The following is a 21,460-nucleotide window of genomic DNA, read 5'->3' as shown; positions in this document are numbered from 1 at the left end:
CTCGGTCGAGGCTGGCGCCAGGCCCGCCGGGCCTCAGACGGTATCGACCTTCAACGAATGGTCGTTGAGCATGCCGTTGATGATGGTCGCGGTATCCGCGCCACCCGCGATCACTCCGCCTGCGCCCGGTGTCACCCCGTAGTGCTCCGCCAGGTTGACCCCGGCCAGATCAATGGTCTGGCTCGGCAAGGCCCCCGCCGCCGCGCTGACGTCGATACTGGTGATCAGCGACGGACCGCTGCCAGTGACCGTGAAGTGCAGGTAATCATCCAGCGATGCGCTGCTGGCGTTCTCGCCCTGCAGCAGTTGCGACAGGTCGAGTTTGTCGATGCCCGGCGTGAAGTCGGTGACCAGGTCATGCCCGCTGTTGCCCTGCTGCCACTGGAAGGTGTCGCTGCCGCTGCCACCGGTCAGGGTGTTGTTGCCCATCCCGCCGATCAACAGGTCGTCACCGCCACCGCCGTTGAGCACATCGTTGCCCAGGCCGCCGGTGATGATGTTGGCGTTGTTGTCGCCGGTCAGGGTGTCGTTGTAGTTGGAGCCCATCAGGTTTTCGATGGCGGTCAGGGTATCGGTCCCGGCGCCACCGGTGTTCTGCGCACCGAGCAGCGAGAGGTCGACCGTGACCCCGGCACTGGCATGGGCGTAGCTGGCGGTGTCGTTGCCCGTGCCGCCGTCGAGCAGGTCGTTGCCCGGCCCGCCGAACAGCAGGTCGTTACCCGCGTCGCCGTGCAGGGTGTTGTTGCCGCTGCCGGCGATGAGCACGTCGTTGCCGTCGCCGGCATTGATCAGGTTATCGCCGCTGCCGGCCAGCAGCACATCGTCGCCAGCGGTGCCGGTCAGGGTATGGCCGTCCTGATAACTGATGCTCACCGCCGCGCTGTCGCTGCCGCCATGGCTGTCGCTGGCGGTGTAGGTGCCGTGGTAATCCGGCGTGGACTCCTGGCCGCCCGCGTAGTTGACGGTCATGGTCAGCTGGTAGTTTTCCGAACCGTTGGCGTTGCTGCCGCTGGGGTTGGGCAAGTTGATGAGATGGATCTGGTAGATCCCGTCCGCCCCCGCAGTGAACGAGCCGCCATCGGCGATCGCGGTGTAGACCCCGCCATTGAAGGCGTACTCCATGCCCACCCGGCCCGCCACCACGTTGTGATCCAGGGTCAGGGTCTCGCCCTGTTTCAGGCTGACGCTGATCACATCCTCGTCATTGTCATTGCCGTTGTTGATGCTGCCCAGCAAGCCGCTGACCACCACCACGGCGGTCATGGCCAGGGAATTGGCATTGAAGGAGGCCCGGGCGACGCTCAGGGTCTGGCTGGTACCCCCGGTGAAGGCAATGGTCTGCAGGCTGGCGGCGGCAAAGTCGGAGCCAGGCGACTGCCAGCCAGTGTTGAAGCTGGTCGGCGCGGCCGTCAGCGGATCGCCGTTGGCGTCGCTGTCGTTGGCCAGCAGGGCATCGGCCGGCACCACGATAGTGCCCGACAGAATGTTGGTGATGATGTGGTCGTCGCCCGCCACCGGCGCCGCGTTCGGATTGACCTTGACCACCAGGGTCGCGCTGGCCAGGTCGCCGTCGTTATCGCTGACGGTGAAGCCGACTGTCTCGGTCAGCACCACGCTGGTGACTTTCTGCGAGGTGTAGGTGTAATCGCCGGTGTCGAGTTTCACCACCAGCGTGCCGCCGTTGTTGGTGGCGATGCTGAGGCTGTTGTCCAGGGTATTGAAGGTGCCATGGTTGACCCCGCCGCTGAAGCTCAGCGAGCCCTGGTTGCTATTGCCGTTGGGGTCATAGGTATAGGTGGTGCCATCGACCACCAGGGTCTTGATGAAACCGCCGTCGGCGCCGAACGAGCCACCTTCGCCGAGCAGGCTGCCGGTGACCGGGGTGCCCTGTACCGTACCGGCCAGCACCGAGTCGAGCTGGTTCAGGTCGGTGACCACCACGGCATTGGTATCGATGTGGGTACTGCCGTCATAGGCCAGCGGGTCGAGATTGCTGTTGCTGACGCCGCTGCCCAGGCCGATTGCATAGTTCTTGATGCCGTTGGCGTCGAGGAAGGCTTTCCAGGCGGTTTCGTCGGCGGTGCCGATTTCCTGGCCATCGTTGGGCTTGCCGTCGGAGAAGAAATAACCGACGTTCTGCGCCCCGCTGATCTGGCCACTGGTGACAAACGCCAGCTTCGCCGCGGCCACGGCCGCATCGTAGTTGGTGCCGCCGCCCGCGGTCAGGGAGGCGATGATCGACTTGGCCGTCGCCACATCGACCCAGATCGGCGTCTTGTCCGTGGCGCTGCTGCTGAAGGTGACGATCTGCACCTTCACATCGCCCATGTCGTCGTACTTGTCGAGCAAGGTGCTGATCGCCTGCTTGGCCAGTTCCAGGCGCGACAGGCCGGGGACGCCCGACGGGTCGGCCATGCTGCCGGAGACATCGATCACCAGCAGCAGGTTGGAATCGACCTCCAGCGCGGTGACCGCCCGCTCGCTGGCGACCGCCTGGGGCACATCGTCGACGATGCTGATCTGGATGGTGCTGGTGGTGGTATTGCCCACCGCGTCGGTGGCCTTGTAGGTGAAGCTTTCGCTCAGCACGTTGGGGCCGTCGTTGGCGGTCGGCGCGGTTTTTGGCGCCGAGGTCAGGGTGTAGCGGTAGGTACCGTCGGGGTTGAGCAGGATCTGCCCGTAAGTGCCGGTGGCGCTGCCGACCAGCGTGTAGGTAATCGCACCGCTGCCGCCGATGACCGAGCCGACCAGGGTGCCGGTGGCGGTTTCGCCGGTGTTGCCCGGGTCACTGCCGATCACCGTGCCGGCCGCCAGGTCCTGGCCGTCCTTGTTCAGGTCCAGGGCTTTTTCGAAGACAGTGACATCCTGGTCATTGACGGCCCTGAGCTCGGTGTCGCAGATCTGGATGGTGATGGTGGTGGTGCTTTCATCGCCGTCCGCGTCACGCACGGTGTAGACGAACACATCCTGCGAATCGTGAGCGGTGACCGAGTTTGGATAGCTGTGATAGGTCGCATTGCCGAAGGCGTCCAGGGTCAGCGTGCCATACAGGCCGTTGATGGTGGTGTTCAAGCCGCCAATGGCCGAGGTCGAGGTGTCGCTACCGGCGCGCACGCCGACCACCGCGCCAGTGATTGCCGGGCCATCGGCGCCGCCAATGTCGTTACCCAGCACGTTGCCGCTGATGGTCGTGCCTTCATCGGCCATCGCCACATCGGGATGAGCGGTGGGCAGGTCATCGACGATATTCACATCGAGTACCCCGGAGGCACTGCTGCCATCGCCATCGCTGGCGAACACAGTGAAATGCTCGGCGATGCTGTTGGCCCCCAGCCCCGTCGGATGGCTCTCATTGTCGAGCAGGGTGTAGCTGTAGGCGACGACACCGATACTGGCGTCGTAGCCGGTAATGGTCAGCACGTTACCCAAGGCCGTCAGGATCGATTGCGGGAAGCTCGCGGCCACCCCGCCGGTCACCACATTGATCCCGCCCACCGTCAGGGTTTGCAGGCCGTCCGGGGCGTTGACCAGGAAGAAGCCGCTCTGGGTCAAGGCCGGGGCGTTGGGGCTGGTGCCATCGCTGAGGTGCTTCTCGTAGACCGTCAGCTCGCCGCCCTCGATATCCAGGCAGTGCAGGGTCACGCAGTCGTCGTTGTTATGGACGTTCAGCACCAGGTTGGCGGTGCTCGGATCGCCATCGGCGTCGGTGATGGTGTAGGCGAAGGTCTCGGTACCGCTGCCATTGCCCTGCAAGGCCTTGAAGTCGGCGTCCGCGGTGTTGAGGGTGTAGGTGTAAGTGCCATCGGCCGCAAGGACCAGGGTGCCGTAGGTACCGGTGAAGGTGCCGGGTGTGACTGGACCGGTTGGCACACGATCCGCACCTTGGATGTCGTTGGTCAACACATTGCCGCTGAGCACCAACTGGCTTTCCGAGGCCACGCCATTGCTGTCATCGACTGCCGTTGGCAGGTCGTCCACCACGTTCACGTCCAGCGAACCGCTGGCGGTGCTGCCATCGACATCGGTGGCCACCACATTGAAGTGTTCGCTGAGGCTGTTGGCGCCATTGGCGGTTGGGTGATCCTCGTTGTCGGCCAGGGTGTAGCTGTAGCTGATCACCCCGGTGGCGGCGTTGTAGCCGGTGATGGTCAGGGTGTTGCCCAGGTCGGTGGTGATCGATTGTGGGAAACCGGCGGCGACTCCACCGCTGACCACAGTGATGCCACCCACCGTCAAGGTTTGCAGGCCGTCCAGGGCCGTAACGGTGAAGGTGCCGCTCTGAGTCAGGGCCGGGGCATTCGGGCTGCTGCCATCTGACAGATGCTTTTCGTAGACCGTCAGTTCGCCGCCGTTGGTATCCAGGCCATCGAGGGTCACGCCGTCATCGTTGTTATGGATGTTCAGCACCAGGTTGGCGGTGCTCGGGTCGCCGTCGGCGTCGGTCAGGGTGTAGGCGAAGGTTTCGGTACCGCTGCCATTGCCCTGCAAGGCCTTGAAGTCGGCGTCCGCGGTGTTGAGGGTGTAGGTGTAAGTGCCATCGGCTGCGAGGACCAGGGTGCCGTAGGTACCGGTAAAGGTGCCGGGTGTGACTGGACCGGTTGGCACACGATCCGCACCTTGGATGTCGTTGGTCAATACATTGCCGCTGAGCACCAACTGGCTTTCCGAGGCGACACCATTGCTGTCGTTGACCGCCGTTGGCAGGTCGTCCACCACATTCACATCCAGTGAACCGCTGGCCGTGCTGCCATCAGCATCGGTGGCGACCACATTGAAGTGTTCGCTGAGGCTGTTGGCGCCATTGGCTGTCGGGTGGGCCTCATTGTCGGCCAGGGTGTAGCTGTAGCTGATCACCCCGGTGGCGGCGTTGTAGCCCGTGATGGTCAGGGTATTGCCCAGGGCCGTGGTCACCGATTGCGGGAAGCCTGCGGCCACCCCGCCCGTTACCACGTTGATCCCGCCCACCGTCAGGGTTTGCAGGCCATCCAGCGCCGTCACGGTGAAGATGCCGTTCTGGGTCAACGCGCCCGCATCCGGGCTGCTGCCGTCCGTCAGGTTCTTCTCGTAGACCGTGATTTCGCCGCCTTCGGCATTGAGGCCCTGAATCACCACCGTGTCGTCGTTGTTGTGCACCTGCAACACCAGGTTGGCGGTGCTGCTGTCGCCGTCGGCATCGGTCAGGGTGTAGGTAAAGGTCTCGGTGCCGCTTCCGCCGCCCTGGAGGGCGAGGAACGCCGAATCACCAGGGTGCAGGGTGTAGGTATAGGTACCGTCGGCGGCCAGCACCAGGGTGCCGTAGGTGCCGTTGAAGGTACCGGCGATGATCGGTCCGCTGGGCACCCGGTCGGCGCCTTGCACATCGTTGGTCAGGACATTGCCGCTCAGGGTCAGTTGGCTTTCCGAGGCGACGCCATTGCTGTCGTTGAACGCCTGGGGCACATCGTCGGTGATGTTGATATCCAGCGAGTTGCTCGCCGAATCGCCATTACTGTCGCTGGCGACCACGGTGAAATGTTCGCTCAGGTTGTTGGCACCGTCGGCGGCGGAATGGATGTCGTTGCCGACCAGGGTGTAGCTGTAGCTGACCGTACCCGTGGCAGGATCGAAACCAGTGATGGTCAGGGTGTTGCCGAGGGCGGTGGTAATAGACTGCGGGAAGCCGGCGGCCACCCCGCCACTGACCACAGCGATCCCGCCCACGCTGAGGCTGAGCAGCCCGTCGGGCGCGGAGACACTGAAGGTACCGTTCTGCACCAGCGCCGCCGGATTGCTCGCCGAGCCTTGGGGCAGATTGGCTTCGCTGAGGGTCAACTCGCCATTGGCGACCGACAGGCCGCCCAGGGTGACCGGGTTGTTCGGTGGAGGTGGCGGCGCGATACCGCCGTCGTCGCCAGGCGGTACCGCGGCAATCCGCTCAGGCACGAACTCAGGGATTCCGTTGAAGCCCGCGGTGGGGAAACCAATGATCGGCTCGACCCGACCCGCGACTTCTTCAAGCAGTACAAAGGTATGCCCGCCACCCAGGGCGCCGGCGGTGCCACCCGTAGCACCGGGGCCGGCCGCGGTGGCTTCGCCGGTCTGCGTCGGGTCGGCGCCGGCAGCGATGGCTTTTTGCAGTTGCTCGACATCGGTCAGTTGCGCCTGGCTGGGGGTCACGGCTTCAGGAGCCTGCACATGGGGCGCCTGGTTCGCCAGCAGTTGCGGGGTCAATTGCAGGCTGCTGTCGCGCCCGAGGGTCAGTTCCTGGCCGTTCTGCAGATGCACGGCTACCGCGCCTTGCGCACCGGTCACCAGTTGATCCCCTGCAAACAGACGATCGCCTTCTACCAGAACGCGCCGGCTGCCATCCGCCGCGACCGCTACCACCTGCCCGATTACCTTACTGACGACACCGATTAACCTAGCCATGAGCACTTCCTCCGCTGCCGACCGCTATCGGCATCTGGTTGCACGGAAAAGTGCTATGGCGTTATCGGGTCACCGACGGGAAACGCCAGCCTGAAGGTTCGCTGACTTTTGCTCAGTCGAACCTGCGCACCGGCCTTCCCTCTCGCTCGTCCCTCGCTGGCCTGCTGTTTCTGCCGAAGGTAAAACCGAATGCAATCAAACGCATCCAGGCTTCGGACAGCCCTCCCGCGAAAGTCGCGACACGGATTCAAACACTGCGAGTGACAAAAAAATGTCGCATTGAAATCCGTATCGCACCCTCCCCACCGCTCCTCTTCCGCCCTATGTCGCAAATTTTGTTGAACCTTTTGAAGTCCCTGAAAAGCTCCCTAGAGCCTATAAATACGGGGCTTGCGAACTGAACAATGTGCTGGATTTCACAGAGTGCATAAGTTTTTTTCAGCATAAGGCTTATGAGAAATTCTTCTTAGCTTGCGCTCAGGATGTTCTTAGCTCTGTTGTTACAAGCCTGAAACGGTTTGACCTTCAAATTTCGTCATTTTTTTGGCGACTGCAAAGCACCATACATGGACCAGGGAGATGTACCTCATGCGCGTTTTTACCCCCCTCAGTAGCGCGATTTTATTAGCCATGGCCTGCATTCATCAGGCCCAAGCCATGTCTCTGACGGAGGCGATTCAAAGCACGCTGGACAACCACCCGGAACTGCGCGCGAGCCAGAACAACCGTCTGTCGGCGGATGAGGACGTCAAGGTCGCCAAAGGGGGCTTCTATCCATCGCTGGACCTGAATGCTGCCTATGGCCGTGGCTACAGCGACAACACCACCACGCGCGCGTTGGGCAACCATCACACCGAGACCCTGACCTATACCCAGTCGGAGTTGCGCCTGCGGCAAATGCTCTTCGACGGCTTCAATACCGCCAACGAAGTCGGGCGTACCCAGTCGGTCTCCAACTCGCGGGCCTACTACACCCGCGGTACCGCCGAGAGCCTGGCCCTGCGCACCATCGAGGTGTACCTGGAAGTGCTCAAGCGCCGCGAACTGGTGACCCTGGCCAAGAACAACCTGCAGGCGCACCTGCGGGTCAACGACCAGATCGGCCTGCGCAGCGAACGCGGCGTCGGCAGCACCGCCGACCTCGACCAGTCCAAGGCCCGTCGCGCCCTGGCGGAAAACAACTACGACACGGCGCAGGTCGACCTGGCCGACGCCGAGGCCAACTTCTTCAGCGCCGTGGGCCGTATGCCCGACGAACTGGAAAGCCTGCCTTCGGTGCGTGGCGAGATCCCCGCCAGCCTGCCGGATGCCCGGCAGAGCATGCTGGAGAACAACCCCTACCTGAAATCGGCCCAGGCCGACGTGCAAGCGGCCGAGAGCCAGTACGAGGTCGCCAAGTCGCCGTTCTACCCACGCTTCGATGCCGAGGCCGCGGTGGGCGCCAACGACAACGTGCAGGGCGACAAGGGCCACGACAATGAATGGCGAGTGGGCGTGGTGATGAACTACAACCTGTTCCGCGGCGGCAGCGACAAGGCCCGCCTGCAATCGGACGCGCACAAGATCAACCAGGCCATGGACATCCGCAACAACGCGCTGCGCATGCTCAACGAGAACATCACCCTGGCCTGGAACGCCATGCTCAACGCCAAGAAGCAGACCCCCACCGCTCGCGAATACGCTGAAACCACCACCCGCGTACGGGCCGCTTACCAGGACCAGTTCGGTCTCGGCCAGCGCACCCTGCTCGACCTGCTGGACAGCGAAAACGAGCTGTACAACGCCAACCGCCGCTACACCGAGGTGCGCTACACCGAGGAGTTCTCGATGTATCGCGTGCTGGCGAACATGGGCGAGTTGTTGAACAAGGAAAAAGTCGTGGTGCCAGCCGAAGCGATCGCCCAGACCGAAGTGAAGAGCGAAGCCCGTCTGCCTGAGATGCGTTAAGTCCGCGGAGGACTTCAATGTGACCAGCATGGAACCCGGGAGCTCAGGCGTCGATCCGCGCCTGAGCTTTGATGACCCGTTGTTGGACGGATTGTTGATCCTCTGCAAACTGCACGACTGCACCGTCAGTCGGGCCAGCCTCAGCGCGGGGCTGCCCCTGGCCCAGCAACGCCTGAGCCTGGACCTGCTGCCCCGCGCCGCGGCCCGCGCCAGCCTGCAGGCCCGCCTGCTGCGTCGTGAGCTGTCGGCGATTTCCAGGCTCAACCTGCCGGTGCTGCTGATCCTCAAGCATGGCCGCTGCGCGGTCCTGCGCCGCTGGGGCGATGACGGCCAGGCGCTGATCCTGCCCAGCGAAGCCGAAGGCGGCGAGCAGTGGGTCAGCCAGGCGGAGCTGAACGATGACTACAGTGGCCAGGCGCTGTTCGCCCGGCCACGCCACGAACTGGAAGAACTGCGCAATTCCCTGGTGCCGCGGGTCGAAGCCTGGTTCCGCGACACCCTGAAACTCTCGCGCTGGCTGTACAGCGACGCGATCCTCGCCAGCCTGCTGATCAACCTGCTGGGGTTGATGGTGCCGCTGTTCGTCATGCAGACCTACGACCGCGTGGTGCCCAACCAGGCCACCTCGACCCTCTGGGTGCTGGCCATCGGCCTGTTGATCGGCACCGGCTTCGAGCTGGTGCTGCGGGTGGTGCGCGCCCATCTGCTGGACAGCGCCGGCAAGCGCACCGACGTGATCCTCTCCGCCACCCTGTTCGAGCGCATCACCGGCATGGCGATGAAAGCCAAGCCGGCGACCATCGGCGGCTTCGCCCAGAGCATCCATGACTTCCAGGGCCTGCGCGAGTTTCTCACCGCCGTGACCCTGACCAGCCTGATCGATCTGCCCTTCGCCGTGCTGATGCTGCTGGTGATCGGCCTGCTCGGCGGCTGGCTGGTGGTGATCCCGCTGCTGGCGTTTCCCCTGACCATCGTCTTCGCCATGCTGATCCAGGCCCGCCTGCGCGACACCGTGCAAAAGAGCCTGAGCCTGGGCGCCGAACGCCAGGCGCTGCTGATCGAGACCCTCGGCGGCCTGGAAACCCTCAAGGCCTGCAGCGCCGAAAGCGAACGCCAGCACAAATGGGAAAGCACCCACGGCGCCCTCACCCGCCTCGACAGCCACGCGCGCAATCTCTCGGCCCTGGCCACCAACGGCACCCTGTTCATCCAGCAGTTCTGCGGCATGGCGACCATAGTCGCCGGGGTCTACAGCATCATCGCCGGCAACCTCAGCGTCGGCGCGCTGGTGGCCACCTACATGCTCGGCAGCCGGGTCCTGGCGCCGCTGGGGCAGATCGCCGGGCTGATCACCCGCTACCAGCAGGCGCAACTGACCATGCGCAGCACCGACGCCCTGATGGCCCTGCCCCAGGAACGCGATGCCCGCCAGCGCCCCCTGGAGCGCACGCAACTGCAAGGCGCGCTGGCGCTCAATCAGGTGACCTTCCGGTATCAGGGGCAGAATGCCGCGGCCCTGAGCAATATCAGCTTCAGCATGCAGCCCGGCGAACGCATCGGCATCATCGGCCGCAGCGGCTCCGGCAAGAGCACCCTGGGGCGCCTGGTCATGGGTTTCTATGCCCCCGAGGAAGGCCAGTTGCTGCTGGACGGCCTGGACCTGCGCCAACTGGACGTGGCCGACCTGCGCCAGCAGATCGGCTATGTCGCCCACGACCTGCCGCTGCTGGCCGGCAGCCTGCGCGACAACCTGACCCTCGGCGCCCGCTACATCAGCGATGCGCGCATGCTCGAGGTCGCCGAGCTGACCGGAGTCACCGAGCTGGCCCGCCAGCATCCCCAGGGCTTCGACCGGCCGGTGGGCGAGCGTGGCCAGTTGCTGTCCGGCGGCCAGCGCCAGGCCGTGCTGCTGGCCCGGGCGCTACTGCTGGACCCGCCGATCATGCTCCTGGACGAACCCACCAGCGCCATGGACAACAGCAGCGAAGACGCCCTGCGCCAGCGCCTGCACGCCTGGGTGCAAGGCAAGACCCTGCTGCTGGTGACCCACCGCACCTCGATGCTTAGCCTGGTGGACCGGCTGGTGGTCCTGGACAACGGGCGGATCGTCGCCGACGGGCCGAAAGAAGCGGTCATCGATGCACTGCGCAAGGGCCGTGTCGGCTCTGCGGCGGTCTAGGAGTCGCCCCATGCCTGCCTCATCGCAATCACGCGGCTACTTCGCCAGCCTGCGCAAAAGCGCGGAAAGCGAGTTCATGCCCGAAACCGCCGGCGCCTCGCTGCAGGATTCGCCCCGCGGCTCGCGCATCGTCGTCTGGCTGACCACCGGGCTGCTCATCAGCGCCCTGCTCTGGGCCAAGTTCGCGGTGCTTCAGGAAGTCACCACCGGCGAAGGCAAGGCCATCCCGTCGAGCAAGGTGCAGGTGGTGCAGAACCTGGAAGGCGGCATCGTCACCGAGATCTTCGTGCGCGAAGGGCAGATGGTGAACAAGGGCGACACCCTGCTGCGCCTGGACGACACGCGTTTCCTGTCGAACAAGGGCGAAAGCGAGGCCGACCGCTATGCCTTGATGGCCCAGGTCGAACGCCTGTCCGCCGAAGCCGAAGGCCGGCCGTTCAAGCCGTCCGACGAAGTGGTGGCCAAGGCGCCCCAGGTGGCGGAGGACGAACGCTCGCTGTACGAACAGCGCCAGCGCCGCCTGGCCAGCGAACAGCGGACCCTGAGCGAACAGCTGCGGCAAAAGACTCAGGAACTGGCGGAATTCCGTTCGAAACAGGGGCAATTCAGTTCCAGCCTGGCCCTGCTCAACCAGGAAATGAACATGTCGGCGCCGCTGGTGAGTACCGGCGCGGTGTCACCGGTGGAGATCCTGCGTCTCAAACGCAGCGCGGTGGAAATCCGCGGCTCGCTGAATGCCACGACCCTGGCCATTCCCCGGGCGGAATCGGCGATCAACGAAATCAGGAGCAAGATCGACGAGTCCGAACAGGGCTTCCGTTCCGATGCCGCCAAGGAACTCAACGAGAAACGCACCGACCTGTCGAAAATCACCGCCTCGAGCATCGCCATCGACGACCGGGTGACCCGCACCACCGTGACTTCGCCGGTGCACGGGGTGATCAAGCAGCTCAAGGTCAACACCATCGGCGGCGTGGTCCAGCCGGGCAGCGACATGCTGGAAATCGTGCCGCTGGAGGACAACCTGCTGATCGAGGCCAAGGTGCGGCCACAGGACGTGGCCTTCCTCCATCCCGGGCAGAAAGCCATGGTCAAGTTCAGCGCCTACGACTACACCATCTACGGTGGCCTGAGCGCCAGGCTGGAACTGATCGGCGCCGACACCATCGCCGACGACAAGGGCAACAGCTTCTACCTGATCCAGGTGCGCACCGACAAGAACCACCTGGGCGGCGACCTCAAGCCGCTGCTGATCATCCCCGGCATGGTCGCCACGGTAGACATCATCACCGGCGAGAAAAGCGTGCTCGACTACCTGCTCAAGCCGGTGCTCAAGGCGCGGACCGAGGCGATGCGCGAGCGCTGATACACATCCCCCTGTAGCCGCTGCCGCAGGCTGCGCTGGGGCGCGCAGCAGCCCCTGGGCCTGACACCGCGTACCTCCTGAAAAACCACGCCGCCTGGATCGGCGCCCGCTTCGCGGTCGATCGCAGCCTGCGGCAGCGGCTACAGGTCTTTCGCCTGCCATTGCTTACGTTGCAAGGATCCTCGTCCATCGCCGCAATCTGTCCGTCGATCAAGGATGCGCAAACGTTGCCATCTCCCTGTAGCCGCTGCCGCAGGCTGCGCCGGGTCGCGCAGCGGCCCCTGGGCCTGACACCGCGTATCTCCTGAAAAACCACGCCGCCTGGATCGGCGCCCGCTTCGCGGTCGATCGCAGCCTGCGGCAGCGGCTACAGGTCTTTCGCCTGCCATTGCCTACGTTGCAAGGCTCCTCCCCCATCGCCGCAATCCGCCCATCGATCAAAGATACGCAAACGCTGCCACCTCCCTGTAGCCGCTGCCGCAGGCTGCGCCGGGGCGCGCAGCGACCCCTGGGCCTGACACCGCGTACCTCCTGAAAAACCACGCCGCCTGGATCGGCGCCCGCTTCGCGGTCGATCGCAGCCTGTGCGGCAGCGGCTACAGGTCTTTTGTCTGTTGGTGGTTACGTTGGTAGGTGTCTTCGCCCATTGCCGCGATCTGTCCGTCGATCAAGGCTTCGAAGGGCTTCAGCAAGGGCGCGAACGTGGCCGGTGCCTCCAGGACCTGCAGGGCCTGGACGATGGCCTCGATGGTCGACAGGGCCCCCGGCCCGGGCGCCTTGCGCAGCCGGTAACGGGACACCGCGCCTGCGGCCAGGGTCACTCGCGGCAACGCGGCCAGCAGCGGATTGAGGTGCAGCAACTTGCGCGCCTTGCGCCAGGTGCCGTCGGGCACCACCAGCAGCAAGGGCTGCTCGTCCGGCACGCTGGAATAGGCCTGCAGCGGCTGCGCGTCCTCCGCCGGGAACAGCAGGCGCGCCTGATACCCGGGACAGTTCAACAGCTTCGGCAGATCGGCAAACACCTCGCCGACGATCAACTCGGCATTGTTCAACCCCAGCGCCGCCAGCCGCGCAGTGTTCAGCGCGTGGTTCACTTCGCTGGGATGCTGCAACAGGAGTATCCGGGTGCGGCTGTCCAGCCGTGGAATCAGCGGGCACAGGCAATGGGTTTTCGGGCGCAGGCAACGCGGGCATTGAATTCTCGACATGGACGCCTCCTCAGGCCTGATTGAGCTGCGCCTTGAGCAGGTCACGGAACGTCTGGATCAACGGTTCGCGGCTGCGCCCACGGCGCACGATCATCGAAAACGGCGCCTGATAGCCGAAGGTCGCCGGCAGCAGCACGCGCAAATCGCCCTTGTCGGCCCAGGCCTGGGCGTAATGCTCCGGCAGGTAGCCGATATAGGCACCGGACAGCACCAGGATCAGCTGCGCCTCCATGCTCTCCACCGTCGCCGCGCTGTGCTTGAAGCCGTGGCGCGCCAGCTCGGCCTGGCTCCAGTAGCCACGGCCGACCATGCGCTGCTGGGTGATCACCTGCTCGGGGATGCGCCGCTCGTTGAACAGCGGGTGCCGACTGCTGCAATACAGCCAGTGCTGCTCGCGATACAGCGGCATGTACACCAGCCCGCTCATGCGCGTGGAGAACGCACCGATGGCCAGGTCCAGGCGGTTGTCCTGCACGCCGAGCTGCAATTCGTAGGGACTGAGTACCGACAGATGCAAATGCACCGCCGGGTGTTCCTGGCTGTAGGCGCCGATGGCTTCGGCGAACGGCAGGGCCTTGTCGCTCACCGTCGAGTCGATCACCCCCAGGTTGAGGGTGCCGCGCAGTTCGCCCTTGAGCGCCGCGGCGTACTGCTCGAAACCCTCCAGCTCGCCCAGCAGGCGCAGGGTTTCCTGATGGAACAGCTCGCCCTTGCTGGTCAGGCTGAAACCGCCGCGGCCACGGTGGCACAGGACCAGCCCCAGGGCCGACTCGAGCTGGCTCATGTAGGTGCTGATGGCCGACGTGGAGAGGTTCAGTTCGTGCTGGGCATTGGCGAACCCCTGATGCCGCACCACGCTGACGAAGATGCGCAATAGTTTCAGATCAGGTAAAGCGTTGGCCATGGGAGCTCCACAAGGAAAATCGACAACGGGGATCGGGTGTCAGGGTCATCCAGACCTCATTGGCGTTCCTTCATGAACAGCGTCGCGGCGCCGATTATGACCGCTGTGCGGCCAATCGCGGGCAAGCCTCGCTCCTGCAGAAGCACGAGCGAGGCGTGGGCGCCACCTGCTCGGCGTGAACAACGCCGCGCTCGCAGAGGCCAAAGTCTATCCTTTACGCCCAGCATTAGTTTAGAAAAATCTGAACTAAGTATTTGCCCGTAGCGATTCTTCCCGCCCACTACATTTCGCAGAATCGGCCCCACTCGGTTTCGCCGGCAGTCATCGCCGCGCCACAAACCCCATAAATAAAACAACGATGAGGCCAATCCCGTGGACAAGATTCTCCACCAACCACTGGGCGGCAACGAAATGCCGCGCTTCGGCGGCATCGCCACCATGATGCGTCTTCCCCATGTGCCGACCCCGGCCGGCCTGGATGCCGCCTTCGTCGGCGTACCGCTGGACATCGGCACCTCGCTGCGCGCCGGCACCCGCTTCGGACCCCGTGAGATCCGCGCCGAATCGGTGATGATCCGTCCGTACAACATGGCCACCGGCGCCGCGCCCTTCGACTCGCTGAACGTGGCCGACATCGGCGACGTGGCCATCAACACCTTCAACCTGCTGGACGCCGTGCGCATCATCGAAGAAGCCTACGACGGCATCCTCGAGCACAACGTGATCCCGCTGACCCTGGGCGGCGACCACACCATCACCCTGCCGATCCTGCGCGCCATCCACAAGAAACACGGCAAGGTCGGCCTGGTGCACATCGACGCCCACGCCGATGTCAACGATCACATGTTCGGCGAGAAGATCGCCCACGGCACCACCTTCCGCCGCGCCGTCGAAGAAGGCCTGCTGGACTGCGACCGCGTGGTGCAGATCGGCCTGCGCGCCCAGGGCTACACCGCCGAAGACTTCAACTGGAGCCGCAAGCAGGGCTTTCGCGTGGTGCAGGCCGAAGAGTGCTGGCACAAGTCGCTGGACCCGCTGATGGCCGAAGTACGGGCGAAGGTCGGTGACGGCCCGGTGTACCTGAGCTTCGACATCGACGGCATCGACCCGGCCTGGGCGCCAGGCACCGGCACCCCGGAAATCGGCGGCCTGACCACCATCCAGGCGATCGAGATCGTCCGTGGCTGCCAGGGCCTCGACCTGGTCGGCTGCGATCTGGTAGAAGTCTCGCCGCCGTACGACACCACCGGCAACACCTCGCTGCTGGGCGCCAACCTGCTGTACGAAATGCTCTGCGTGCTGCCGGGCGTGGCGCGTCGCTGAGGCCCGGCCATGAGCGAGCGCGAGCAGGTCCTCAAAGCCGCCGCCGAACTGGTAGCGGCCTTCGCCCGTAACGATCGCGAAGCCTACTTCGGTGCATTCAGCACCGACGCCAGCTTCGTCTTCCACACCCTCGCCCAGCCCCTGCTGTCCCGCGACGCCTACCAGGCGCTGTGGGACAGCTGGCGCCGCGAGGATGGCTTCGAGGTGCTGTCCTGCACCTCAAGCAACGCGTTTGTCAGCCTGCAGGGGGACACCGCGGTATTCATTCATAACGTCGCCACCGAGCTGCGCATGCAAGGGGAGCAACACTTCAGCCAGGAGCGCGAGACCATTGTTTTTTGCAAACAAGGGTCCGGCACACAACAACAAGGCCTATGGCTGGCCTGCCACGAACATTTGTCCGCAATGCCGGAAGGGCTGCCACCCCCTTAGCCAGACAGGTGACGCTCACAAACAATGAGCGCGCCTTTGTGATCGGAGCAGATCATGAATAACAACAACAAAGAAAAAAGCCTTAGCAGCATCGAAACAAACGGGGTCGAACAGATCCCCGACCATGAACGCGACGCCCGGCCCAGCGACCTGTTTCGCCTGATCTTCGGTGGCGCCAATACCTTTGCCACCGCCGTGCTCGGCAGTTTCCCGGTGCTGTTCGGCCTGTCCTTCCAGGCGGGTGTCTGGGCGATCGTGCTGGGGGTGATCCTGGGGGCATTGATCCTCGCGCCGATGGGTCTGTTCGGGCCGATCAACGGCACCAACAACGCCGTCTCTTCCGGTGCGCATTTCGGCGTGCACGGGCGGATCGTCGGCTCGTTCCTGTCGTTGCTGACCGCCATCGCCTTCTTCTCCCTCTCCGTATGGAGTTCGGGGGACGCCCTGGTGGGCGGCGCCAAGCGCCTGGTCGACCTGCCGGAAACCGACCTGACCCTGGGCCTGGCCTACGGCCTGTTCGCGATCCTGGTACTGACGGTGTGCATCTACGGCTTCCGCTTCATGCTGTGGGTCAACCGCATTGCCGTCTGGGCGGCGAGCCTGCTGTTCCTGCTGGGGATCTTCGCCTTCGCGCCGGCCTTCGACAGCCAGTTCGCCGGGACCGTGGCCCTCGGCCAGGCGGGTTTCTGGGCGGCCTTCATCGGTGCCGCGCTGGTGGCCATGAGCAACCCGATTTCCTTCGGCGCGTTCCTCGGCGACTGGTCGCGCTACATCCCCCGCGAAACGCCGAAAGGCCGGATCATGCTGGCGGTGATCGCCGCGCAGATCGCCACCCTGATTCCCTTCCTGTTCGGCCTGGCCACCGCCACCATCGTGGCGATCAAGGCGCCCGACTACATCGCCGCCAACAACTACGTCGGCGGCCTGCTGGCGGTCTCGCCGAGCTGGTTCTTCCTGCCGGTGTGCCTGATCGCGGTGATCGGCGGCATGTCCACCGGCACCACCTCGCTGTATGGCACCGGCCTGGACATGTCCAGCGTGTTCCCGCGGGTGCTGTCGCGGGTCAAGGCGACCTTGCTGATCGGCGTGCTGTCGATCGCCTTCATCTTCATCGGGCGCTTCGCCGCCAACCTGGTGCAGAGCGTGTCGACCTTCGCCGTGCTGATCATCACCTGCACCACCCCGTGGATGGTGATCATGCTGATCGGCCTGCTGGTGCGTCGCGGCTTCTACTGCCCGGACGACCTGCAAGTCTTCACCCGTGGCGAGCACGGTGGCCGCTACTGGTTCCAGCACGGCTGGAACTGGCGTGGCCTGGGGGCCTGGATCCCCAGCGCGCTGGTCGGCCTGTGCTTCGTCAACCTGCCCGGGCAGTTCGTCGGTCCGCTGGGCAACCTGGCCAACGGCATCGATATCAGCCTGCCGGTGACCCTGGGCCTGGCCTCGCTGGTGTACCTGGCCCTGCTCAACCTGTTCCCGGAGCCGGCCGCGGTCTACGGCCCCAACGATCCACGCAGCAAGAGCACGGATTCGCTCGGTAAACCGGTCATGCGCGAAACCGCCTGACTCATGCATGACCTGTAGCGGCAGGCTCGCCCGCGATCACGCCCCACACGACGGATCCAGCCCCCCGTCGCCTTGATCGCAGCAAGCCTCGCATCTACAGCAAGCCACTATAAGAAAGACAATCGGAGACACGCCATCATGGCTTTAGATCTATTCGTCGTACTCATCTACGCCGCCGGCATGCTGGTGCTCGGCTACTACGGCATGCGCAAGGCCAAGACCCACGAGGACTACCTGGTAGCCGGCCGCAACCTGGGCCCGACCCTGTACATGGGCACCATGGCCGCCACCGTGCTGGGCGGTGCCTCCACCGTCGGCACCGTGCGCCTGGGCTATGTCCACGGCATCTCCGGCTTCTGGCTGTGCGCGGCGCTGGGCCTGGGCATCATCGCCCTCAACCTGCTGCTGGCCAAACCGCTGCTCAAGCTGCGGATCTTCACCGTTACCCAGGTCCTGGAAAAACGCTACAACCCGATGGCCCGCCAGGCCAGCGCGGTGATCATGCTGGCCTATGCGCTGATGATCGGCGTGACCTCGATCCTCGCCATCGGCACCGTGCTGCAAGTGCTGTTCGGCCTGCCGTTCTGGATTTCGGTGCTGCTGGGCGGCGGCGTGGTGGTGATCTATTCGGCGATCGGCGGCATGTGGTCGTTGACCCTGACCGACATCGTCCAGTTCGTGATCAAGACCGTCGGCCTGATGTTCATCCTGCTGCCGATCTGCCTGTACCGCGTCGGCGGCTGGGATGAGCTGGTGGCCAAGCTGCCGGCGTCCAGCTTCAGCTTCACCGCCATCGGCTGGGACACCATCGTCACCTACTTCATGATCTACTTCTTCGGCATCCTGATCGGCCAGGACATCTGGCAACGGGTGTTCACCGCCAAGACCGAAAAAGTCGCGCAATACGCAGGCACCGTCGCCGGTTTCTACTGCATCCTCTACGGTCTGGCCTGCGCCCTGATCGGCATGGCCGCGCATGTCTTGCTGCCGGACCTGGACAACGTCAACAACGCCTTCGCCGCCATCGTCAAGGCCTCCCTGCCGGACGGCATCCGTGGCCTGGTGATCGCCGCGGCGCTGGCCGCCATGATGTCCACCGCCAGCGCCGGCCTGCTGGCCGCCTCCACCACCCTGACCGAAGACCTGCTGCCCAAGCTGCGTGGCGGCAAGCAGTCGAGCCTGGGGATCAACCGTCTGTTCACCCTGCTGACCGGCATCGTGGTCCTGGGCATCGCCCTGGTGGTCAACGACGTAATCAGCGCCCTGACCCTGGCCTATAACCTGCTGGTGGGCGGCATGCTGATCCCGCTGATCGGGGCGATCTTCTGGAAACGCGCGACCACCGCCGGCGCCATCGCCAGCATGGGCCTGGGTTTCCTCACCGCGCTGGCGTTCATGTTCAAGGACGGCCTGGATGCCAACACCCCGATCTACTACAGCCTGGCTGTCGGCCTGATCAGCTTCGTGGTGGTGAGCCTGTTGTCTCGTCGCCCGGCAACCCTGGCCAACGCGATCTAACCTCAGGTCAGACGCCGTACATTTTTCTTCGGCGGGTGCAGCGTCGGTGGCTGCACCCGTTTTTTTTCGCCTGGAGGAAAGCCGATGAAGATTGTCAGCCGCGACCGCTGGTTCGAAGTCAGAAGCCTGAGCGACGGGATTCGGCTGATCCACGAGCCCTATATCCGGCCGTTCTATCGCTGCAACCTGTGGCATATCCAGGGTCGCGACAGGGACCTGCTGCTGGACAGCGGCTCCGGCCTGGTCAGCTTGCGCGAACAGTTGCCCTGGCTCACCGAACGGCCCTTGCTGGCGGTGGCCAGCCATTGCCATTTCGACCATATCGCCGGGCATCACGAATTCCCTGAACGCCTGGTGCACCCGGCCGAGGCGCAGATTCTCGCCGCGCCCGACGGGGCCAATACCTTGTCGGCCGCCTTCGTTGGCGATGCGATGTTCGAGGCCCACCCGGATTGCCCGCTGTGCTACGCCGAATATCGGGTCAAGGCCGCCCCGGCGACGCGCCTGATCGAGGAAGGCGACGTGCTCGACCTGGGCAACCGTAGCCTCCAGGTGCTGCATACGCCCGGCCATTCCCCCGGGGGTATCAGCCTCTGGGAAGCCGTCAGCGGCACCCTGTTCAGCGGCGACATCATCTACGACGGTCCACTGATCGAAGACGCCTACCACTCCAATCTGGAGGACTACGCCGCCAGCCTGAGACGCCTGTACGAGCTGCCGGTGCGGACTGTGCATGGCGGCCATTTCGGCAGTTTTTCGGGAACGCAGCTGCGCAGGATGATCGAGGATTGGATCCGCCGGCACCCATGAAGCTGTGCTGTACTGCACACAATCGCGCCATCTTCAAAGACCATGCGCAGGCCCCTGGCGAAAAGAGCCAAGATGAAAAGAGCCGAAGTCCGACAAGCCGTGCATGACTTCATCAGCCGCCTGCTCGATGGCAACGACGGATTTGCCGACGATGTGAGCCTGCAGGAGCTGGGGTTGGACAAGCAGGATATCGAGGACCTGATCTTCCACCTGGAAGATCAGTTTGGACTGACCGCCTTCACCCACGAAGAAGACCAGATGCTCAAGGCGGCGAACAGCGCCAATGACTTGAGCCGGTTTCTGCTGAAGATTTCACGGCACTGAGGACTCCATGGCACCAAGCACCATGGGCGGGTTGCGAGTGGACGGGTTTGGATCAGAAGGCGGCAACCGTTCGCGAGTGAACCTGCCCTCGCGCGGCTGAAAAGTGACGGGAGCAGGCTGGATGCCTGCCCCATTCCCGAGCCGATGGTTAGCGGCGGCGCTGTTGCCGACGCCGTTGTTCGTCGTCTGTACGGATTGGCACCGGCTGCAATGGCGGCTCGATCAGCCCCAGTGCGACCCCGAGGTCGTGAAGCCAGTTTTGCAGTTTCTCTTTCATAGTGCCCCCCTTAAGGGTCGTGCCCGGCGGCTGGGTTCTGAAGCCGCTTAGCTCTGATAATAGCGCTAACTTTCGCCCAGTGCTCCCCCCGGATAGCAATGATCTGTTACCGGATTAATCCGAATCAGCCAGCCCGTTTCAGGCCCCCGTCCGCAGCGCTGCCCGTTGATCGGCCTGCCGCTAGCGGGTGTCTTGCCGTCGAAGCAACAACCGCTGGCCCGGGAATGCCACGCCACTGCCTGAGCCTGGGGTTACAACAGGTTGCGAATCCGCCTGCGCAGCCACTGTTCGGCGCTGACGAAGGTGATGCCCAGCAACACCAGCACCGCGCCGATGACGAAATTGAGGCTCAGGGGTTCGCCCAGCAACAGCACCCCGAAGGTGACACCGAACAGCGGCGTCATGAAGGAAAACACCGCCAGGTTGGCGGCCAGGTAACGGCGCAGCAACCAGAACCAGGTCAGGTAACTGAAAAAGGACACCACCAATCCCTGGAACAGCACGCTGGCCACCGCCACCGGGGTCAGGCTGATATGGGTGGCCTGGCCGCTCAGCGCAGCGATCAGCAGCAGGCCGACAAAACCGACGATCAGCTGATAGAACAGGGTCAGGGTCGCTGGCGCCTCGGACAAGCGCGACGCGCGCACCACCACCGTGGTCGCGCCCCAGGCCAGGCCGGCCAGCACGCCCAGGGCGTCGCCAAGCAGCATGCGCGTGTCCAGGTTATCCAGCGAAATGCCGCCGGCGAAGGCCACGCCAATGCCGATGAACGCCAGCAGAATCCCCAGCCACTGCAAGGGCCTGAGGCGCTCGCTGGGCAGCAGCCAGTTCACCCCCAGCGCAGTGAAGATCGGCGCGGTATAGAGAAACACCGACATGTGCGCCGCGCTGGTGAGCTTGAGCCCTTCGGCAATAAACAGGAACTCCAGGCCGAACAGGCTGCCGGCCAGCAAACCGCCGCGCCAGGTACTGCCGATCTGCGACCAGCCGCCCTTCCAGCACATCAGCAAGGCCACCAGCAGCGCCGAAATGCCCGAACGCGCGGCCGCCTGCATCACCGGCGCGATATCCGCCGCGGCCCACTTGATCATCACCTGCTGCACGCCCCAGATCAGGCACAGCCCCAACATCACTTGCAGTGCAAAACCGTCGGCGCTGCGCCGCTCGATGCTCACCGCAGCCCCTCGGGCAGATTCAT

At 64.3% G+C, this 21,460-nt stretch carries 14 protein-coding genes; 9 read left to right on the top strand and 5 right to left on the bottom strand.

Annotated features, from left to right (window positions below):
- Nucleotides 1-33 precede the first annotated feature (33 nt).
- The gene (locus BMY68_RS00250) at nucleotides 34-6,408 is read right to left on the bottom strand and encodes a retention module-containing protein (RefSeq protein ID WP_085530122.1); all 6,375 of its coding nucleotides are present in this window, start codon (nucleotides 6,406-6,408) and stop codon (nucleotides 34-36) included.
- Nucleotides 6,409-6,996: 588 nt separating this feature from the next.
- Between BMY68_RS00250 and BMY68_RS00245 the strand changes: the two genes are divergently transcribed.
- Genes BMY68_RS00245 through BMY68_RS00235 form a run of 3 tightly spaced genes read left to right on the top strand, consistent with a single transcriptional unit; the run spans nucleotide 6,997 to nucleotide 11,900 of the window.
- Nucleotides 6,997-8,355, top strand: a complete 1,359-nt coding sequence (locus BMY68_RS00245) for a TolC family outer membrane protein (RefSeq protein ID WP_007920684.1) — start codon at nucleotides 6,997-6,999, stop codon at nucleotides 8,353-8,355.
- A gap of 19 nt (nucleotides 8,356-8,374) precedes the next feature.
- A complete protein-coding gene (locus BMY68_RS00240) occupies nucleotides 8,375-10,534 on the top strand; it encodes a type I secretion system permease/ATPase (protein ID WP_062823286.1) in 2,160 nt (719 codons plus the stop codon).
- Between the two features lie 10 nt (nucleotides 10,535-10,544).
- The gene (locus tag BMY68_RS00235) at nucleotides 10,545-11,900 is read left to right on the top strand and encodes an HlyD family type I secretion periplasmic adaptor subunit (protein ID WP_085530121.1); all 1,356 of its coding nucleotides are present in this window, start codon (nucleotides 10,545-10,547) and stop codon (nucleotides 11,898-11,900) included.
- 596 nt (nucleotides 11,901-12,496) lie between these two features.
- Here the strand turns inward: BMY68_RS00235 and BMY68_RS00230 are convergent.
- Both BMY68_RS00230 and BMY68_RS00225 read right to left on the bottom strand, forming a co-directional pair.
- Nucleotides 12,497-13,108 carry a tRNA-uridine aminocarboxypropyltransferase gene (locus BMY68_RS00230; protein WP_085530120.1) on the bottom strand — a complete coding sequence of 204 codons (612 nt, stop codon included), beginning with the start codon at nucleotides 13,106-13,108 and terminating at the stop codon, nucleotides 12,497-12,499.
- A gap of 10 nt (nucleotides 13,109-13,118) precedes the next feature.
- Nucleotides 13,119-14,012: a LysR family transcriptional regulator gene (locus BMY68_RS00225; RefSeq protein ID WP_007920680.1), complete on the bottom strand. Its 894-nt coding sequence runs from the start codon at nucleotides 14,010-14,012 to the stop codon at nucleotides 13,119-13,121.
- Between the two features lie 372 nt (nucleotides 14,013-14,384).
- Here BMY68_RS00225 and speB point away from each other — a divergent pair, with 372 nt between their 5' ends.
- From speB to BMY68_RS00195, 6 genes are all read left to right on the top strand, one after another.
- Nucleotides 14,385-15,335, top strand: coding sequence for an agmatinase (speB, locus tag BMY68_RS00220; RefSeq protein ID WP_007920678.1), 951 nt, complete (start codon nucleotides 14,385-14,387; stop codon nucleotides 15,333-15,335).
- Between the two features lie 9 nt (nucleotides 15,336-15,344).
- Nucleotides 15,345-15,767: a YybH family protein gene (locus BMY68_RS00215; protein WP_085530119.1), complete on the top strand. Its 423-nt coding sequence runs from the start codon at nucleotides 15,345-15,347 to the stop codon at nucleotides 15,765-15,767.
- A 54-nt stretch (nucleotides 15,768-15,821) separates the two neighbouring features.
- Entirely contained in the window at nucleotides 15,822-17,333 is a 1,512-nt protein-coding gene (locus tag BMY68_RS00210) for a purine-cytosine permease family protein (RefSeq protein ID WP_085530118.1), read from the top strand.
- Between the two features lie 138 nt (nucleotides 17,334-17,471).
- Complete coding sequence (locus tag BMY68_RS00205; protein ID WP_085530117.1) at nucleotides 17,472-18,851, top strand: sodium:solute symporter family protein; 1,380 nt, start codon at nucleotides 17,472-17,474, stop codon at nucleotides 18,849-18,851.
- Nucleotides 18,852-18,935: 84 nt separating this feature from the next.
- The gene (locus BMY68_RS00200; protein ID WP_085530116.1) at nucleotides 18,936-19,661 is read left to right on the top strand and encodes an MBL fold metallo-hydrolase; all 726 of its coding nucleotides are present in this window, start codon (nucleotides 18,936-18,938) and stop codon (nucleotides 19,659-19,661) included.
- A 72-nt stretch (nucleotides 19,662-19,733) separates the two neighbouring features.
- Nucleotides 19,734-19,985 (top strand): phosphopantetheine-containing protein, encoded by a 252-nt coding sequence (locus BMY68_RS00195; protein ID WP_007920673.1) that lies wholly within the window; start codon nucleotides 19,734-19,736, stop codon nucleotides 19,983-19,985.
- Between the two features lie 148 nt (nucleotides 19,986-20,133).
- Here BMY68_RS00195 and BMY68_RS30235 read toward each other — a convergent pair whose 3' ends face one another.
- Both BMY68_RS30235 and BMY68_RS00190 read right to left on the bottom strand, forming a co-directional pair.
- Nucleotides 20,134-20,262 carry a PA1414 family protein gene (locus tag BMY68_RS30235; RefSeq protein WP_009042667.1) on the bottom strand — a complete coding sequence of 43 codons (129 nt, stop codon included), beginning with the start codon at nucleotides 20,260-20,262 and terminating at the stop codon, nucleotides 20,134-20,136.
- Nucleotides 20,263-20,513: 251 nt separating this feature from the next.
- Complete coding sequence (locus BMY68_RS00190; protein ID WP_085530115.1) at nucleotides 20,514-21,437, bottom strand: DMT family transporter; 924 nt, start codon at nucleotides 21,435-21,437, stop codon at nucleotides 20,514-20,516.
- Nucleotides 21,438-21,460: the final 23 nt, after the last annotated feature.

The organism is Pseudomonas sp. NFACC41-3 (genome assembly GCF_900109505.1).
Lineage (GTDB): Bacteria > Pseudomonadota > Gammaproteobacteria > Pseudomonadales > Pseudomonadaceae > Aquipseudomonas > Aquipseudomonas chlororaphis.
Note: the sequence above shows the minus strand (reverse complement) of the source record. Positions and strands in the feature narration are given on the sequence as shown.

What these genes read in the sequence shown, in the direction of transcription:
- BMY68_RS30235 (WP_009042667.1), bottom strand. Translation starts at nt 20,262, where the DNA reads ATGAAAGAGAAACTGCAAAACTGGCTTCACGACCTCGGGGTCGCACTG.
- BMY68_RS00225 (WP_007920680.1), bottom strand. Translation starts at nt 14,012, where the DNA reads ATGGCCAACGCTTTACCTGATCTGAAACTATTGCGCATCTTCGTCAGC.
- BMY68_RS00200 (WP_085530116.1), top strand. Translation starts at nt 18,936, where the DNA reads ATGAAGATTGTCAGCCGCGACCGCTGGTTCGAAGTCAGAAGCCTGAGC.
- BMY68_RS00195 (WP_007920673.1), top strand. Translation starts at nt 19,734, where the DNA reads ATGAAAAGAGCCGAAGTCCGACAAGCCGTGCATGACTTCATCAGCCGC.
- BMY68_RS00245 (WP_007920684.1), top strand. Translation starts at nt 6,997, where the DNA reads ATGCGCGTTTTTACCCCCCTCAGTAGCGCGATTTTATTAGCCATGGCC.
- BMY68_RS00215 (WP_085530119.1), top strand. Translation starts at nt 15,345, where the DNA reads ATGAGCGAGCGCGAGCAGGTCCTCAAAGCCGCCGCCGAACTGGTAGCG.
- BMY68_RS00210 (WP_085530118.1), top strand. Translation starts at nt 15,822, where the DNA reads ATGAATAACAACAACAAAGAAAAAAGCCTTAGCAGCATCGAAACAAAC.
- BMY68_RS00230 (WP_085530120.1), bottom strand. Translation starts at nt 13,108, where the DNA reads ATGTCGAGAATTCAATGCCCGCGTTGCCTGCGCCCGAAAACCCATTGC.
- BMY68_RS00235 (WP_085530121.1), top strand. Translation starts at nt 10,545, where the DNA reads ATGCCTGCCTCATCGCAATCACGCGGCTACTTCGCCAGCCTGCGCAAA.
- BMY68_RS00250 (WP_085530122.1), bottom strand. Translation starts at nt 6,408, where the DNA reads ATGGCTAGGTTAATCGGTGTCGTCAGTAAGGTAATCGGGCAGGTGGTA.
- BMY68_RS00205 (WP_085530117.1), top strand. Translation starts at nt 17,472, where the DNA reads ATGGCTTTAGATCTATTCGTCGTACTCATCTACGCCGCCGGCATGCTG.